Genomic DNA, 16,617 nt, shown 5'->3' on the forward strand with positions numbered 1-16,617 from the left:
AGAACCCGACTTGGCAAACGCAGACGTTCCTAATCTGCCCTAAAACGCAAAAAAAGCCGTTTTTTGATATCAAAAACGACTTTTTTTATTGGCTCCTGAAGCTGGGCTCGAACCAGCGACCCTCTGATTAACAGTCAGATGCTCTAACCAGCTGAGCTATTCAGGAATCTTCATAAGAAAGATGACTATATATCTTTCTCTTTTGATGCCACAAAAATAGCTAAATCCAACGTATTTCCAAATCTTTTTTAAAGATTTTTTACTTTTTTTTCATCTAAATATTCATCATATTTAGATTATCAAATTGTAGCGATTGAAAACAAGGCAATTACATAGCTTAACCATCACTATAAATTTCTTACATAACCGATTTTCATGAATAAACCACTTTTAAAAACAATCACATTGCTTTTATTTGCGCCTATGCTGTTCAGTTGCAGTAAAAAAAATCTAGAGGAAGAAAAGCCAAAGGAGAATGTTGTAGAACCAGAACCTGAAAAAAAAGTCAGTCGCGTAGATCGATTAGCTGACTCACTATTCTACTATGCACAGGACATTTATTTCTGGAACGACCAATTACCCACGTATGAAGTATTTAACCCGAGACAATTTAGCAAAGGAAGCGTCGAATTCAATAGCTTGAATAAAGTACTATTCAATATTACTAGATATGGTACAAACCCTGCTACTGGAAAACCCTATGAATACAATGAAATCGATAATAACGATACAAAATACAGTTACATCGACAAAGAAAGCTACGATGGAAGTAAATCATTCATTAAAAAAAATGAATTGTCAAACCTCGATTTAGAAGGAAATGGAGACGATTTAGGTCTGAAGATAGGTCTATACGGGGTCGAGCAAAATTACAAAATCCTAGTTCAATTGACTTATCCTGGATCACCAGCTGCAATTTCGGGATTACAACGTGGAGATATCATCACCGAAATCAATGGAGTTAAGTATGGCACCAATTTCAATCATGAAGTACCCTCCTTAAGCAACGCGCTTTTTGAAAGCCAATCTGCAATTATTAAAGGAAAAAAAAGTAGCGGTACCCCATTTGAGATAACTTTGAACAAGATAAAATATCAAACAAAATCAGTCATTAAAGACAGCATATATTTAGATAAAACAAAAAAGGTTGGCTATTTTGTTTTCAATTCCTTCTCCAAACTAAGCCACACCCAAGCCGATTTAACGGCAACCTTTAATAAATTTCAGCACGCCGGTATTACAGATCTCATAATTGATTTGCGCTACAACGGAGGTGGGTATATCAATACTGCCGAATTTCTTGCCAATAAAATAGCTCCCAATTCATTAAATGGGAAAGTTATGTTTACTGAAAACTTCAACAGCACCATGCAAAACAATAAAACAAAATATTTAAAGAACTTGAGCCTTGAAACGACAAACAGTAAGGGCGAGAAAGTTAAGGTCAGATACACCGATTTAGATTACAGTATTTCGGGGAATACATTCAAATTCAACCCTACAGGTAATATAAATATCAATACCCTTGTATTTATTGTAACAGAAAATACAGCCTCAGCAAGTGAGTTATTGATCAATATATTTAAACCACATCTAACCGTAAAAATCGTGGGAGCAAAAACCTATGGAAAACCAATTGGTTTTTTCCCCTTGACAATCGGCGGTTATGATGTCTATTTCAGTATGTTTGAATCACGAAATGCATCAAATGAAAGCGATTATTATAACGGTATATCCGTTAACAAATCAAGTAACGATGACGCCTACTACCCTTTCGGCAATTTAAGTGAACAATCGTTTAAAGCCGCATATGATTACATCGTAACAGGAAACTTTTCGAATAGTACATCTATGCTCTCCGGTAAAGCATCGGGTTCAAACCAACTTCAAAAATTAAAAGCGCTCTCTCCTCCTCAATTTAAAGGAATGATTGAAAACAGAATCAAATCACACTAAACGCAAAAAGCCTTTCCAAACTGGAAAGGCTTTCATTTGCTCCTGAAGCTGGGCTCGAACCAGCGACCCTCTGATTAACAGTCAGATGCTCTAACCAGCTGAGCTATTCAGGAATCATTCAAGAGTATATTACTATAGCTCTTTGGTTATTTAAGAATTTGCATTCTTATCTCTTAAATACATTCAATCTAGACTTTCGATTGAATCACGATTTTACTATCTAAAATCGTTTTGCTCCTGAAGCTGGGCTCGAACCAGCGACCCTCTGATTAACAGTCAGATGCTCTAACCAGCTGAGCTATTCAGGAATCCGGTTAATTTTCCGAAGCGTCATTTCCGTTTCGGTGATGCAATTATCGGAAGATTATTGCAATCTTACAAATCTTTTAAAAACATTTTTTGCAACTCCCTCGCTTCCAACAAGAATAATTTTCATCTCATTTAGATCAAAACACCCTTCAAGAGTAAAACAGCAAATGTGAAGTAAATTAATAGGCCGGTCACATCAACCAAAGTCGATACAAATGGAGCTGAAGAGCTAGCAGGATCAGCACCAAGCTTTCTTAAAATAAAAGGAAGCATAGATCCCATTAAAGATCCCCACAGCACTACTCCTACTAAAGAAAAGCCAACCACAAGCCCCACTAAAACCCAATGTTCACCATAAGCATCAGAAAACCCCTGAAAAGTCATAATTCTGATGAAACCTAAAATACCTAATATTAAACCAAGCAGAAAACCAGAAACGATCTCCCTCTTCATAACACGCCACCAGTCCCCTATCGTAATCTCTCCCAATGCCATGGCTTGAATGATCAAGGTAGATGCTTGTGAGCCACTGTTACCACCGCTCGATATGATCAGTGGCATCAATGCGAAGAGCATGATAGCACTCGCCAATTGATGTTCAAAATGCTCAATGACTGTCGCAGTTAACAGTTGACCGAAAAATAAGACCACTAACCACCCAGAACGTTTTTTAACTAAATTAACAATCGACACATCCAGATATGGTTCATCTAAAGCTTCAGTTCCCCCAAATCGTTGCATATCCTCCGTATACTCTTCATTTGCCACCCAAAGAATATCATCGATCGTAACAATACCTAACATTATTCCCTGCTCATCAACAACAGGTAAAGCAACTCGATTATTCATCCGGAAAATATTCACAGCCTCTTCTTGTGGGTCATTCGCATGTAGAGAAATAAGCCTATTGTCAATAAGATCACCAACAACAACATTTGGATCTGCCATTAACACATCTTTAATACGAATATCATCTATTAATTTACCTGCGGCATCAATGACATATAAGACATCAATTGTTTCCGAATTTTTACCATAACGGCGAATATGCTCAAGAATTCGGATGATATTCCAATGTGGTTTTACAGTGATATAGTCTGGGGTCATCAGACGCCCCACACTATCTTCAGGATAACCTAATAAAGAAAGAGCTTCTTTACGATCCTGAGGTGGCAGTAAAATAATCAATTGTTTTACGACATCACCATCCTTCAGTTCACTGAAAAATGATGTCCGGTCATCCGGAGGCATCTCATTAATTAATTCACTAATTTTTGCACCTGAAAGCTTCTTAAAAATACGCTCTTGCGTAGGGAAATCTAAAATACGAAATACATTAACCGCACGGTTCAAATTTAATGTTTCGATGAATATGTGGCCATATTCGGGTAGCTCATCGATCAACGCCTCTACATCCGAAATATTTAGCTCATTTAAATATGCTTGTAACCCCTCATTATCCTTCGACTCAATGAACTGTTCGATTTGTTCTACCTGCATTTCCAATTCTTCCATAATTCCCTTTCTTTACTAATATGCTACATCGGTGTATTTAAAATTTTATGCAAAAATCGTCTTTTTAAAAATAATATAAGAATTTATTTATTACCTATTGAAAATAGAAATTTTCAATAGGTAATAGAACAATAAAAAACATATTCTAATGCAGTATTAGATCATAAAATAAAGATCGTGATCATAATCGATACATCTAATCTATAGAAAAATAAATGATAGTGTCTCCAACAATAATTTACAAAAACAACTCCCTAAAAAACAGTCATTTATAAAAAAATAAGATCTTATTTTTCTTAAATCCAATTCATAAAATCTCCAAATAAGACAATCTAAATCAAAGAAAATAACAACAACACTAACTATCAATTCATTACAACATAAAGAACAAGTAACTCAGTAAATTGAAATAAAAAACCTATATTTAATTTGCAAATTATTGAATACATTTAAACGAATTACAAAACATAAACACCTAACGATCAAGCTATATAGTTATTCGAAAGTTAAAAAAACAACCATCGATCTAAAATAATTAGCAACAGCAACTTAAGTACATGAAAATCTACCTACTCTCCTTCATACTATCGATTTTAACATTTCATAAAGGTATTTGCCAAATCTTTGAAGACAGTCAGGCACCTCCATCGCAAAAATGGCATCAGATTGACACTAAAGAATTTAAACTGATCTTTCCGGTCGAAATGAAAAAAAAGGCTTCAACGCTTGCCAGTCAAATTACACAGTATTTAAAAACAAATCATAAAGACTTACAAGTAAAACCGCGTAAAATTTCTTTAATTCTTCAAAACACCGAACTTCGTCCTAATGGTTTTGTCCAACTCGCTCCACGCAAATCGGAGCTGTACAGCAGTCCAACCCCTGAGCCAGATAATCAGGAATGGCTATCCAATCTAGCATTGCACGAACTTAGACACGTTGCTCAATTTGATAAATTGACCGGAAAATTAAAGGCACCGTTCTTAGAACAGCTTGCCCTTGCTATATACGGTCTAACGTTGCCTTCCTGGTATTTTGAAGGTGATGCAGTCTGGGCAGAAACATTTTATTCCAAAGGAGGAAGAGGTCGACTCCCCTCTTTTGAAATGACGCTAAAAGCTAATGAAAGAACTGATAAAAAATATAAATTCGAGAAATATTTATTAGGTTCTTATCGTGATAAAATACCGAGCTATTATACCATTGGTTATTTCATGACCAATTATTTAAAACAAAACGTAAAGGAGAACTTTGAACCCGAACTGTATCAAAACATCAACAAAAATATATTGATGCCCTACAATTTTAGTCGGTCGCTAAAAAAAACAACTGGATTTAATAATACGAGTCTATTTGCACATACGATGGATGATCTGAATATTAAATGGAAAAAAGAAGAACATGAAAGACCAACGATATCCTACCCTATAATTGAACCAAAATCCAGTAAAAACTACCAGGATTGGTTATTGCCTAAAAACAATCACGACAATAGCACCCTATCTATTTTACAGACCCCAGAAAAAACAGCTGAAATCGTTAAAATAGATAACAACAATAAAATAGAATCATTGTTAAAATTGGGAAATCAGATCGTCCCAAACTATGATTTCAGAAATAATATGATTTTATGGGATGAAGTTAAAAGAGATATCCGATACACCAAAAGATCCTACAATGTAATTAACCTTTACCATTTAGAAACAAAAAAGCGAGAGCAGATTAGTTTTAAAAGTCGCTATTTCTATCCCATACTACACCCATCCAAAGCAGAAATACTGACAATTGAAGTGGATTTAAGTAATCAGACAGCAATTCTATTGCTCGATATTAAAACCAAAAAAATATTAAAAAGAATTCCGATAGCTTCCGATATTTATCTTCAACAGCCTTCATTTAATGAAGAGGGCTCAAAAATAGTAGCTATTGCTATTTCAAACAAAGGCACAAACTTAGTAGAAATCGAATTAGAATCCTCCCAAATTACTTTTCTTCAGGACTGGAGCAATGAACAATTTGAAAGACCGCAATACATAAACGATCACCTTTTTCTGTTTAAAGCACAATATTCAGGTATCGATAATTTATATCAATATAATAAACTATCAAAAGCATTAACGAAGCTTACAAATACCACTTTCGGAGCTTTCAACCCCTCTTATGATGTCAATAAAAAAGAAATTCTCTTTAATAATTACCAGTACAATGGATATAAAATATCCAAAATAACATTTAATGACACCGATACAGTTCTTAAGAACTCATATAGCATAAAAACTATTAGTAACAATTTAAAAAACAAAATTGATAGCATCACAGAAAGTGTTTCAGATTACAATGTAAGTCCTTATAAAGGCCTATCTAGAACATTTAATTTTCACAGCCTTTCCCTTAGCAACACCAATTTCGAAAGCTTAGACAACTTCAAACCAGGTGTATTCTGGCTTTCCAACAATATTCTAAATACAACACAATTTGTACTCGGTTACGAATACGATACCGATATTAAAAAATCTATTTACTCTGCAACCTTAAATTACAATAAATATTTTCCCAAATTCACACTTAAATATGAAAACAAAGGACAGATAGGAACAGCAAAAATCAATAGTAAATCTGATAGCACGATCAATTTCGATTGGAGAGAGCATGATATAAGTGGTCAGATCTCCATTCCATTGGCTTACTATAAAAGCAATTATGTCTATAGCTTAGGTTTCAATTTTGCGACATCATACCTTCAACGATACAACACAAGTATTAAAAACCTTAAAAACTTCGACTCAAAGGTATTGTTCCCGTTAACTTATCAAATTTATTGGAATAGAAACGCCATGATGTCAAAAATGGATATCACACCTCGATGGGGACAAAACTTTAGTATGACTTATCGCCACCTTCCATTCGAAGATCAAGAAGGAAATCTTTTCTCCATTCGAAGTGGATTCTATATTCCTGGATTTGTCAGTAATCATGGATTTCAAATTAGATTTGGTTATCAAAAAGCATCAGGCCGCTATCAATACAGCAACGATATACCAACAATTAGCGGCTACGGGTACTATAAGTACGAGAAAATTAAAAACACCTTATTACTAAACTACAGATTCCCGATCAGCTATCCAGATTGGGCAGTTGGAGGCATAACGTACATCAAACGAATTAAGGGAGGGGTATTTGCCGACTATCAAAATATCCATCACCAGTCCGACATGAGTCCAAAAACTTTCGGTCTTTCTGTGTCAGCAGATTTTAATGCTTTCAGATACCCATTACCCAATTTTGAAGCCGCTCTTAAACTCACTTATATCAACGATATTACCGCTACACAAAGAGTTGTACCAACCGTTAGTTTAAATTATACCTACTAAAATCTTAAAACAGGAAAAGGCATCTAACGATGCCTTTTCCTGTTTTATATTTCAAAGTTATTATCCTTCGATAGCCTTTACTCCAGGTAAAACTTTACCTTCCATATATTCTAACAAAGCACCGCCACCAGTGGATACATAACTTACCTGTTCAGTCATGCCAAATTTAGAAACTGCAGCTGCAGAATCACCACCACCGATCAATGAAAATGCACCTTTTTCAGTTGCATTGACCACCGCATCGGCAACAGCTTTTGTACCTTTAGCAAAGGTATCAAATTCAAAAACCCCCATAGGACCATTCCAAAGAATAGTTTTAGACGATTCAATTATTTTTGCAAACGCTTCTCCAGATTCTTTACCAATATCCAATCCTTCCAATTCCGCAGGGATCTGATCATTTGGTCCATCATAAACAGTTGCATCATTTGAAAATTTATCCGCAATTTGAGCATCAGTCGGTAATACCAGGTTAACGCCTTTTGCCGCTGCTTTCTTAACCAATTCCGTTGCCAAGTCCAACTTATCTAACTCAACTAATGACTTACCGATCTCTCCACCACGAGCTTTAATAAAAGTATAAGCCATACCTCCGCCTATAATCAGGTTATCAACACGATCCAATAAAGCTTCGATTAATTCTAATTTATCAGAAACCTTCGCCCCTCCCATGATAGCAGTAAATGGACGTTCAGCCTTATTCAACACTTTTTCTGCATTACCAATTTCTGCAGCCATTAAATACCCAAAATATTTCGCATCAGGGAAAAATTGAGCAATAACAGCAGTAGAAGCATGAGCACGGTGAGCTGTACCAAAAGCATCATTGACATACACATCACCCAATTTTGATAATTTCTCTGCAAATGCAACATCACCTTTTTCTTCCTCTTTGTAAAAACGAAGATTCTCCAAAAGTAAAACTTGACCTGGTTTCAAATTTTTTGCTTTTTCAACCGCATCTTCACCAATACAATCAGCAGCAAACTGAACATCAACCCCTAACACTCCAGATAAATGTGAAACAATGTGCTTTAGTGAATATTTATCTGTAGGCCCATCTTTTGGTCTACCTAAGTGTGACATCAAGATAACAGATCCACCATCATTTAATATTTTTTTAATCGTGGGTGTCGCACCTTGAATTCTATTATCATCTGTAATATTAAAATTGTCATCCAAAGGAACATTAAAATCTACACGTATTAGCGCTTTTTTGTCAGCGAAGTTTAAGTTGTCAACTGTTTTCATCTCTATTATTTATTATGAAGTATTTACCCACCTATTCAAATGGACAGCTAAATATAAAAAAAGCCTTTTACTATCCGAATAATAAAAGGCTTTTTTTGATAAAATGAAAAATAATTAATGTATTTCAATCGAATACGGCAATTTCGCCATAATACCAGATTGTCCAGAAACTTTTTTGATCACATCAAAGTAATTATAGAATTCTCCCATTTGCTGTTGTGCCATCCATATTTGAACCTTTTCCTTAGACGAATTTAAAAAAGTTGAAATTGCATCCTCTTTGGCAGGATATTGCTTAACTGCATATTGACCTATTTTTGCTTTCTTTGCAGCTGCTTTAATAGCATCATCAATACCACCTATACGATCTACCAATCCAATCTCTACAGCCTGTTTACCAGTCCACACACGGCCTTGACCAATAGTATCAACCTGAGCAACCGTTATTTTACGACCATCAGACACACGCTTCATAAACGTTTGATAAACACGATTAACCTCCATCTGGATGATATCGCGTTCTTCAGCAGTTAAAGGACGATCCGGAACCATACCTAAATCAGAGAATTTACCAGTTTTCACACCATCAAAATGAAGACCTATTTTATTATTCAATAAATTCTTAAAATTTGGAATAACCCCAAACACCCCGATTGAACCTGTAATCGTATTATTCTCAGCAAAGATTGAATCTGCTGCCGCCGAAATATAGTAACCGCCCGAAGCCGCATAATCCCCCATAGAAACTATGATCGGTTTTACTTGCTTTGTCAACTCAACCTCTCTCCATATAACATCAGATGCTAAAGCAGAACCTCCAGGAGAATTAACACGGAAAACAACTGCTTTCACATTATCATCTTGTCTTAACAAACGTAGCTCACGTGAAATTTTATCGGATCCAATCTCACCTTTAGTTCCCTCTCCTCCTACAATAGCACCTTCAGCATACAAAACAGCAACCTGATTAGATTCAGAACCACTCGGCATCTTCGATTTATAGTCAATTAGGGATACAACAGAGAGATCATCTTTTGTTGCTACGTTCAATCTTTTCTTTAATTCTAAAATCAGCTCATCTTTATACAATTTAGCATCAGCCAATTTATACCTTACAGCATCATCAGCGTTACGAACCAAATAATTTGTAGCTATACTCCTTAATGAGTCGGCAGACATTTTTCTTGAAGTTGAAATTTCCTGAATAAATGAATCATAGATACTTCCCAAATAAGAATTAACCTGTAAACGGTTCGCCTCACTCATTTGGTTTAAGAAATAAGGTTCAACAGCACTCTTAAAAGTTCCCACTTTTACAACCTGCATATCCACACCAAATTTATCAAAAGCATCTTTCATAAACATGGTGGAGCTTGCTAATCCTTTAAAATCAACAGTTCCTTCGGGATTCACATACACCTTATCTGCAACACTAGCGACATAATAAGCTTTTTGAGAATAACCCTCGTTGTAAGCCACAATAAATTTACCCGATGACTTAAAGTCTACCAAAGCATCTCTAATCTCTTTAAGACTAGCAAATCCAGTAGCAATTGTACTTGCATCCATAAAGATCCCTTTAATCTTACTATCTTCTTTAGCTGTTCTTATTCTCAACAGAATATCATCAAGACCAAGATTTTTCAAATTATAACCAGGAATATCCAAGGAACCAAAAGGATTATCTATGGAACGTTCTGTAATCTCATGATTAAAAGAAAGATACAATATTGAATTATCCTTAACCATAACTTCTTTTTCCGAAGATGCAGAAGTTACTAACGCGCCGATAATACCTAACATTATAATAAATAAAACTACCGATGATATCACAATTCCCGTGACAGTAGCAAGTACATACTTAAAAAATGATTTCATAAAATGAATAATCTAAAGTTCAATTGATTTATTAGTTGCCAATTTAGTACAAATGTTACAAATAAATTTTTAAATCTTTTATTTAATTAACTAAAATTCTATATTTATAAGGTGAAAAGCATCTACATTTTATTAGGAGCAAACCTGGGTGATCGTTTAATGCAATTAAACAGCGCATTAAGCGCTCTGGAGGATTCCTTGGGCAACATTGCAAAAGTTTCCGCTATTGTCGAAACCGAAGCTTGGGGGGTAGAAGATCAACCCAGTTTCTTAAACCAAGTAATTGAAGTTAAAACATTTCTTAACCCAATAGAGGCGCTTGAAATCTGTCAAAGTATAGAAAATCAATTAGGGAGAGTTCGTTCAGAAAAATGGGGAGCACGTGTGATCGATATTGACATTTTATATTACGAAAATGAGCAGATTAACTTGCCTAACCTCCAAATTCCACATCCATATATACAGGATCGTAAATTTACACTAATTCCATTAGTCCAGATCGCTCCAGAATATATACACCCGATTTTAAAAAAGAGTAATAAGGAACTCTTAGCAATATGCACAGATCCCTTAGACGTAAACATCTACAAAAAAAATGTATAAACACATAAAACCAGATATTATCAAGCAAAGTATGTTTAATAATGAGGACATGATAAAAGAGTTTATCGCCCTTTACCGAACACAAACTCCTTTAGATTTTGAAAAATTAACAGCAGCAATAACAGCGAAAGACTATCAAGAGATTAATAATGCGGCACACCATATCAAACCTACTATGGAATACATTGGAGCACCACATTTAAAAGAGCAGCTGCAGCTTATAGAATCATTAGCAAAAGAAACCGCTGACATCAATCACATTGAATCGGAATGCTCCCTATTAAAAATACAATTCAATGAATTATTTACAGAATTAGAGCAGTATGAAAAATCGATTTAATCTTTATTTCAAACGTTGAAAATGTAACAGTGAAAGCAAGATATAGCTTAATAAAATAATTGGCAATGCCACGAATTGCAAAACAGCAAATAAGACAACCGCTAAAATCACAAAAATAAATTTATATTTATTTTCAGACCAAGCCAATGACGATAGCTTCATAGAGAACAATCTAATCTCACTAACCAATAAAAAACTTGTTAGTGCAGTGCTGATCAAGAGAAAGAAAGGATTTAATATAATATCTGGATATTTTTCAGCAATAAAAGGCAGTGATAAGACATAAAAAGTATTCATAGGTGTATTTAACCCTATAAAATCAGTCGTTTGGCGTTCATCCAGATTAAATTTTGCCAATCGAAGCGCTGAAAACACGGTTACCACAAAACCTAAATAAGCAAACAAGGGTTGCTCAATAAAAACCTCAGACAATAACATATAAAGGATAGCACCTGGCAAGAAACCAAAACTAACCATATCAGCCAGTGAATCTAATTCCTTACCGATGTTGGATTTGACATGTAAAAGCCGTGCTACCATACCATCGAAGAAATCAAATATACCAGAAGCCAATACACAATAAGCTGTTGTCATATAATCACCTTTAAGTGCCATTAACACCCCGATACATCCACTAAATAGATTCAAACAGGTTATGGTATTAGGAATATGTTTTTTCATATTTTCAATATAAATAAAAAGCCATCATTTTTTATAAATGATGGCTAAATTATTAAAATCAAATGGAATTACCCATTCATGCTAATCAAAAACTCTTCATTAGACTTAGTACCACGCATTTGCGCTAATAAAAACTCCATTGCCTCATTAGAATTCATATCCGCCAAGTGATTGCGTAATATCCAAAGACGACGAATCGATTCTTTATCCATTAATAAATCATCACGACGCGTACTTGAAGCTGTTAAATCGATAGCAGGGAAAATACGTTTGTTCGCCAATTTACGATCCAACTGTAACTCCATGTTACCAGTACCTTTAAACTCTTCAAAAATAACCTCATCCATTTTAGAACCAGTCTCTGTAAGAGCTGTTGCTAAAATAGTTAAAGAACCTCCGTGCTCGATATTACGGGCAGCACCGAAGAAACGTTTTGGTTTATGTAAAGCATTTGCATCCACACCACCTGATAATATTTTACCAGATGCAGGGGCAACTGTATTATAAGCACGAGCCAAACGTGTAATTGAATCTAGCAAGATCACGACATCATGACCACACTCGACCATACGTTTTGCTTTCTCTAAAACAATATTTGCGATTTTTACATGACGCTCTGCAGGTTCATCAAAAGTAGATGAAACCACTTCAGCACGTACACTTCTTGCCATATCTGTCACCTCCTCAGGTCTCTCATCGATTAATAAGATAATCAAATAAACTTCAGGATGGTTTTTAGCGATAGCATTTGCAACCTCTTTCAACAAATTGGTTTTACCTGTTTTAGGTTGAGCTACAATAAGACCACGTTGTCCTTTACCTATAGGAGTGAACAAATCCATGATACGAGTCGAATAGTTGCTTGTACCCAAATCCAAATTCAAACGTTCATTAGGGAATAATGGCGTTAAGAAATCAAAAGGAACTCGGTCACGAATTTCAGCAGGATTTTGACCATTGATCGCTTCTACACGTACCAATGGAAAATATTTCTCACCTTCTTTTGGAGGTCTAATGCTACCTCTGACTGTATCACCAGTTTTCAAACCAAATAATTTGATTTGCGACTGAGAAACGTAAATATCATCTGGAGATGTAAGATAATTATAGTCAGAAGAACGTAAAAAACCATATCCATCAGGCATAATTTCCAACACACCTTCATTGACAATAACATTGTCAAAATCTGCATTTGATGAAGCTGTTTCTACTTTTGGAGGTGCTGACTTAATTGCGGGAGCTGCTTTTATATTTTCTTCAGATTCTGAGATTGCTACTTCGCTAGCTGAATCTGTTTCTTCATTTTCTTTTTTACGGATAGTAACCGGCTCAGACGCTTTTGCGGTTCTTATTCTTTTTCGAGGTCTCTCCGTTGACTCATCATGATTTTCTTCCTTTTTTTCAGAAGTATTTTCGGACTCATCACCAGTGCTGATTATTTTTTCAATTAACTCTTGCTTTCTAAGCTTATCAGCGTCACCGATACCTATTAATTTTGCAATTTCGCGTAATTCAGACACGAGTTTTGCATTTAATTCATTAATATCCATTAAATTTTTATTATGATATATTAGGATTTTATTTTAAAATGAAATTTATTACACTCCATTAATCATTTTGATTAACAAACAAAGGGATTTAAGAACTAAGTGATTTCTTCTATACCTGAAGCGGAATAAATTATGAGAACCTGCACAAAGAAAAAAAACAAATCTGACAATTCAAAATTATTTGTAAAAAAAAACATACTTATAACAAATCATATCTTGTTAAAACGTTTTACTAAAAAATCAAACGTAGTTATTAACAACAATATTATATTTAAATATGATATATTTTTTTGTAAGTTAGCGGTGCAAAAAAAACAAAGCAAACGATTTAGATGGAAAATAAACTCATTAAAACAAATTATCCCGCCTTATATACATTAATAATTGTATTTTTCTTTTGGGGTTTTATTGCAGCAGGAAATAGCGTATTTATTCCCTTTTGTAAAAACTACTTTCACTTAGACCAATTTCAGTCACAATTGATTGATTTTGCATTTTACACCGCTTATTATCTTGGTGCATTATTACTTTTTATTTTCAGCACATTTTCAGGAAAAGATTTAGTTGGTAAATGGGGCTATAAAAAAAGTATTGTCTATGGTCTATTATTCTCAGCATTAGGTGCCGGAGCAATGATCGTGGCAGTAGAAGTAAATGTATACATTGGTATGTTACTTGGACTTTTCACTGTTGCCTTAGGTTTTTCATTACAACAGACCGCTGCAAATCCATTTGCAGTTTTATTAGGAGATCCCAAAACTGGTGCTTCACGTGTCAATTTAGGCGGTGGTATCAATTCTTTCGGAACAACAATAGGACCGTTAGTTATCGGTTTTGCGTTATTCGGAACATTTGAGAAAATATCCGATTCCGAAATTGCTAATTTACCTTTAGACAAAGTCGTTTTCCTATATATAGGTGTTGGTTTATTGTTCCTACTAGCAGCAAGTTTGTTTTACTTCAGTAAAAAGGTGCCTGCAGGAATAAGCAATGAACCCATGGAAAAAGCTAATAAAGCCCTTAATACTTTGGTTATCATGACCATCTTGCTTTTTGCCATGTTCGCTCCTGTATTTTTAAGTTACAAAAGTGAAGTAGCAATTCAGGTAGATCAATTACAGGCGCAATTAAAATCTTTAGTTGATCCAGCAAGTATTGAGCAATTAAAACTTCAGATTAAAGAGATTGCTCACCCACTTGAAATACAACGTATGCTGTGGTTAGCAGGTGCACTGATTGTTGTTGTTGGTGGATTGATTTTTGCAAATGTAAAAGCGCAGAAAAACCCAGAAGGATGGGGAGCTATGAGATACCCTCAATTAGTATTGGGTATGATTGCCCTATTTTTATACGTTGGAGTTGAAGTAGCCATAGGAAGTAACTTAGGTGAACTACTTACATTAAAAGAATTTGGAAGCCTACAATCATCGCAAATTACGCCTTACGTTTCTATGTATTGGGGTAGTATGATGATTGGTCGTTGGGCTGGAGCGATTACAGCGTTTAACCTAACTAAAACAACTAAAAACATATTACTTATCATTGTTCCACTTGTCGCATTTTCTATTATTATAGGCGTTAATGCAATGGCGGGCTTTGAAATGTCACACCTATACTATTATGTTGTTTGTATACTTATACAAATCGGAGCATTTTACCTAAGTAAAGAAAAACCTGCTAGAACATTAATCGTTTTCGGTCTATTCGGAATTATCGCTATGACTGTTGGTTTATTATCTTCAGGTACAGTAGCTATTTACTCTTTCTTAGCAGGAGGATTAGCTTGTTCCATCATGTGGTCATCAATCTTCAGCCTTTCAATCGTAGGACTTGGAAAATATACAGCACAAGGATCAGCATTCTTAGTCATGATGATCTTAGGCGGTGGTGTTATTCCCCCTATCCAAGGAAAATTAGCTGATATCATAGGTATCCACAACTCTTACCTACTTCCATTGTTAGGTTTTGCATACATTGTATTCTTTGCAATAGCAGTAAAATCAGTACTCAAAAAACAAGGAATTAATATTGATGATGTCGAAGCAGAGGGATCACATTAAGCTTATTGATAAAGCTAACTAATTGTAAAAAATACACTATTAAATCAATTTAATAGCATCTTAAAAAAAAGGCCTTAAATACAATTTTAAGGCCTTTTTTTTCAAATTGCTGTAAAGTAGATGAAATAATTTTTCATTTTAGTGCTTTGATCATACATAAATTATAAATAAAAAAATGTATTTTCGAAAATCGGATTCAAATGATCCAATTTTAAAACGAAAAAACTCAATTAAAACTACTCAATAATGATTATTATTGCTGACGGCGGGTCAACGAAAACAAACTGGTGTTTGTTGGATGATTCAAACAAAAAAATTTACTTCAATACAGAAGGGTATAACCCATATTTTGTAGATAGCGAATACATCGTTAACTCTTTAAGAAAAGGCTTACCAAATGATTTACCTTTTGATGAAATTAAAGAGGTTAACTATTACGGTGCAGGCGTTCATAATAAAGAAAAAGCAGAAATCGTTATTAAAGCTATCCAAGAAGTTTTCCAACAAGCTCAAGTTGAGGTTGGTCACGATTTATTAGCTGCCGCAAGAGCTTTATTAGGTACTGAATCAGGTTTTGCAGCCATTCTAGGAACGGGTACCAATTCTTGTATTTATGATGGAAATGACATTACCTATAACATCGACTCATGTGCTTACATCTTAGGTGATGAAGGTAGCGGAAGTTATATCGGTAAAAAATTATTAACAGATTACATCCGTGATTTAATGCCTCAAGATGTTCGTAAAGTATTTTACGACACTTACAAGATCACTCCAGATGAAATCATGGATACCGTTTACACAAAGCCATTAGCGAACCGTTTCTGCGCAAGTTTCAGCAAATTTGTTTACGACAACAATGTGAATATTGAATATACACGTGCTATTGTAGATGATGCTTTCGAAGCATTTTTCAAAAACTTAGTTAGTAAATATCCAAACTACCAAGAATATACATTCAACTGTATCGGTTCTGTAGGCTATAATTTCCGTAATGTTTTGGAGGAAAAAGCAGTACAGTACGGCATGAAAGTTGGCAAAATATTACGTTCCCCTATCGATGATTTAGTTCAATTCCACATCAATAGAGCGTCAAAATAGTT

General features: G+C 34.7%; 11 protein-coding genes and 3 tRNA genes. 6 read left to right on the forward strand and 8 right to left on the reverse strand.

All coding sequences use genetic code 11. The features are described from left to right. Positions 1 to 89: 89 nt before the first annotated feature. Positions 90 to 166, reverse strand: a tRNA-Asn gene (locus JAZ75_RS02470). A gap of 209 nt (positions 167 to 375) precedes the next feature. Here JAZ75_RS02470 and JAZ75_RS02475 point away from each other — a divergent pair. Continuing rightward, positions 376 to 1,956 carry a S41 family peptidase gene (locus JAZ75_RS02475; protein WP_208700106.1) on the forward strand — a complete coding sequence of 527 codons (1,581 nt, stop codon included), beginning with the start codon at positions 376 to 378 and terminating at the stop codon, positions 1,954 to 1,956. 39 nt (positions 1,957 to 1,995) lie between these two features. On the opposite strand, the gene JAZ75_RS02480 is transcribed toward JAZ75_RS02475, so the two are convergent. The 3 genes from JAZ75_RS02480 to mgtE all read right to left on the reverse strand — a co-directional run bounded on the left by JAZ75_RS02480 (position 1,996) and on the right by mgtE (position 3,780). Beyond that, positions 1,996 to 2,069, reverse strand: a tRNA-Asn gene (locus JAZ75_RS02480). Between the two features lie 121 nt (positions 2,070 to 2,190). After that, positions 2,191 to 2,264, reverse strand: a tRNA-Asn gene (locus tag JAZ75_RS02485). A gap of 133 nt (positions 2,265 to 2,397) precedes the next feature. Continuing rightward, the gene (gene mgtE, locus JAZ75_RS02490) at positions 2,398 to 3,780 is read right to left on the reverse strand and encodes a magnesium transporter (protein ID WP_132772046.1); all 1,383 of its coding nucleotides are present in this window, start codon (positions 3,778 to 3,780) and stop codon (positions 2,398 to 2,400) included. 557 nt (positions 3,781 to 4,337) lie between these two features. On the opposite strand from mgtE, the gene JAZ75_RS02495 reads away from it, so the two are divergent. Continuing rightward, positions 4,338 to 7,151 carry a hypothetical protein gene (locus JAZ75_RS02495; RefSeq protein ID WP_208700108.1) on the forward strand — a complete coding sequence of 938 codons (2,814 nt, stop codon included), beginning with the start codon at positions 4,338 to 4,340 and terminating at the stop codon, positions 7,149 to 7,151. Positions 7,152 to 7,211: 60 nt separating this feature from the next. Here JAZ75_RS02495 and JAZ75_RS02500 read toward each other — a convergent pair whose 3' ends face one another. Then, complete coding sequence (locus JAZ75_RS02500; protein WP_021188681.1) at positions 7,212 to 8,402, reverse strand: phosphoglycerate kinase; 1,191 nt, start codon at positions 8,400 to 8,402, stop codon at positions 7,212 to 7,214. A gap of 114 nt (positions 8,403 to 8,516) precedes the next feature. Continuing rightward, the gene (gene sppA, locus JAZ75_RS02505) at positions 8,517 to 10,280 is read right to left on the reverse strand and encodes a signal peptide peptidase SppA (RefSeq protein WP_208700110.1); all 1,764 of its coding nucleotides are present in this window, start codon (positions 10,278 to 10,280) and stop codon (positions 8,517 to 8,519) included. A gap of 111 nt (positions 10,281 to 10,391) precedes the next feature. Here sppA and folK point away from each other — a divergent pair, with 111 nt between their 5' ends. Together folK and JAZ75_RS02515 are read left to right on the forward strand one after the other, a co-directional pair. Further along, the gene (folK, locus tag JAZ75_RS02510) at positions 10,392 to 10,883 is read left to right on the forward strand and encodes a 2-amino-4-hydroxy-6-hydroxymethyldihydropteridine diphosphokinase (protein ID WP_183915618.1); all 492 of its coding nucleotides are present in this window, start codon (positions 10,392 to 10,394) and stop codon (positions 10,881 to 10,883) included. Beyond that, positions 10,876 to 11,223 carry an Hpt domain-containing protein gene (locus JAZ75_RS02515; protein ID WP_232789342.1) on the forward strand — a complete coding sequence of 116 codons (348 nt, stop codon included), beginning with the start codon at positions 10,876 to 10,878 and terminating at the stop codon, positions 11,221 to 11,223. The genes folK and JAZ75_RS02515 overlap by 8 nt, the downstream gene beginning before the upstream one ends. Before the next feature lie 3 nt (positions 11,224 to 11,226). Here the strand turns inward: JAZ75_RS02515 and JAZ75_RS02520 are convergent, their stop codons facing one another. Next, entirely contained in the window at positions 11,227 to 11,904 is a 678-nt protein-coding gene (locus JAZ75_RS02520) for a CDP-alcohol phosphatidyltransferase family protein (protein ID WP_208700112.1), read from the reverse strand. A 68-nt stretch (positions 11,905 to 11,972) separates the two neighbouring features. After that, complete coding sequence (rho, locus tag JAZ75_RS02525) at positions 11,973 to 13,454, reverse strand: transcription termination factor Rho (RefSeq protein ID WP_021188684.1); 1,482 nt, start codon at positions 13,452 to 13,454, stop codon at positions 11,973 to 11,975. A 332-nt stretch (positions 13,455 to 13,786) separates the two neighbouring features. Here rho and JAZ75_RS02530 point away from each other — a divergent pair, with 332 nt between their 5' ends. Both JAZ75_RS02530 and JAZ75_RS02535 read left to right on the forward strand, forming a co-directional pair. Then, the gene (locus tag JAZ75_RS02530; protein WP_132772053.1) at positions 13,787 to 15,514 is read left to right on the forward strand and encodes an MFS transporter; all 1,728 of its coding nucleotides are present in this window, start codon (positions 13,787 to 13,789) and stop codon (positions 15,512 to 15,514) included. 246 nt (positions 15,515 to 15,760) lie between these two features. After that, positions 15,761 to 16,615 carry an N-acetylglucosamine kinase gene (locus tag JAZ75_RS02535; RefSeq protein ID WP_021188685.1) on the forward strand — a complete coding sequence of 285 codons (855 nt, stop codon included), beginning with the start codon at positions 15,761 to 15,763 and terminating at the stop codon, positions 16,613 to 16,615. Positions 16,616 to 16,617 lie beyond the last annotated feature (2 nt).

This window comes from Sphingobacterium sp. UDSM-2020, assembly GCF_016132525.1.
In the GTDB taxonomy this organism is placed as follows: domain Bacteria; phylum Bacteroidota; class Bacteroidia; order Sphingobacteriales; family Sphingobacteriaceae; genus Sphingobacterium; species Sphingobacterium anhuiense.

Bases quoted from the DNA above. Each gene is read 5' to 3' on its own strand.
- JAZ75_RS02475 (WP_208700106.1), top strand. From the start codon at position 376: ATGAATAAACCACTTTTAAAAACAATCACATTGCTTTTATTTGCGCCT.
- mgtE (WP_132772046.1), bottom strand. From the start codon at position 3,780: ATGGAAGAATTGGAAATGCAGGTAGAACAAATCGAACAGTTCATTGAG.
- JAZ75_RS02495 (WP_208700108.1), top strand. From the start codon at position 4,338: ATGAAAATCTACCTACTCTCCTTCATACTATCGATTTTAACATTTCAT.
- JAZ75_RS02500 (WP_021188681.1), bottom strand. From the start codon at position 8,402: ATGAAAACAGTTGACAACTTAAACTTCGCTGACAAAAAAGCGCTAATA.
- sppA (WP_208700110.1), bottom strand. From the start codon at position 10,280: ATGAAATCATTTTTTAAGTATGTACTTGCTACTGTCACGGGAATTGTG.
- JAZ75_RS02515 (WP_232789342.1), top strand. From the start codon at position 10,876: ATGTATAAACACATAAAACCAGATATTATCAAGCAAAGTATGTTTAAT.
- JAZ75_RS02520 (WP_208700112.1), bottom strand. From the start codon at position 11,904: ATGAAAAAACATATTCCTAATACCATAACCTGTTTGAATCTATTTAGT.
- rho (WP_021188684.1), bottom strand. From the start codon at position 13,454: ATGGATATTAATGAATTAAATGCAAAACTCGTGTCTGAATTACGCGAA.
- JAZ75_RS02530 (WP_132772053.1), top strand. From the start codon at position 13,787: ATGGAAAATAAACTCATTAAAACAAATTATCCCGCCTTATATACATTA.
- JAZ75_RS02535 (WP_021188685.1), top strand. From the start codon at position 15,761: ATGATTATTATTGCTGACGGCGGGTCAACGAAAACAAACTGGTGTTTG.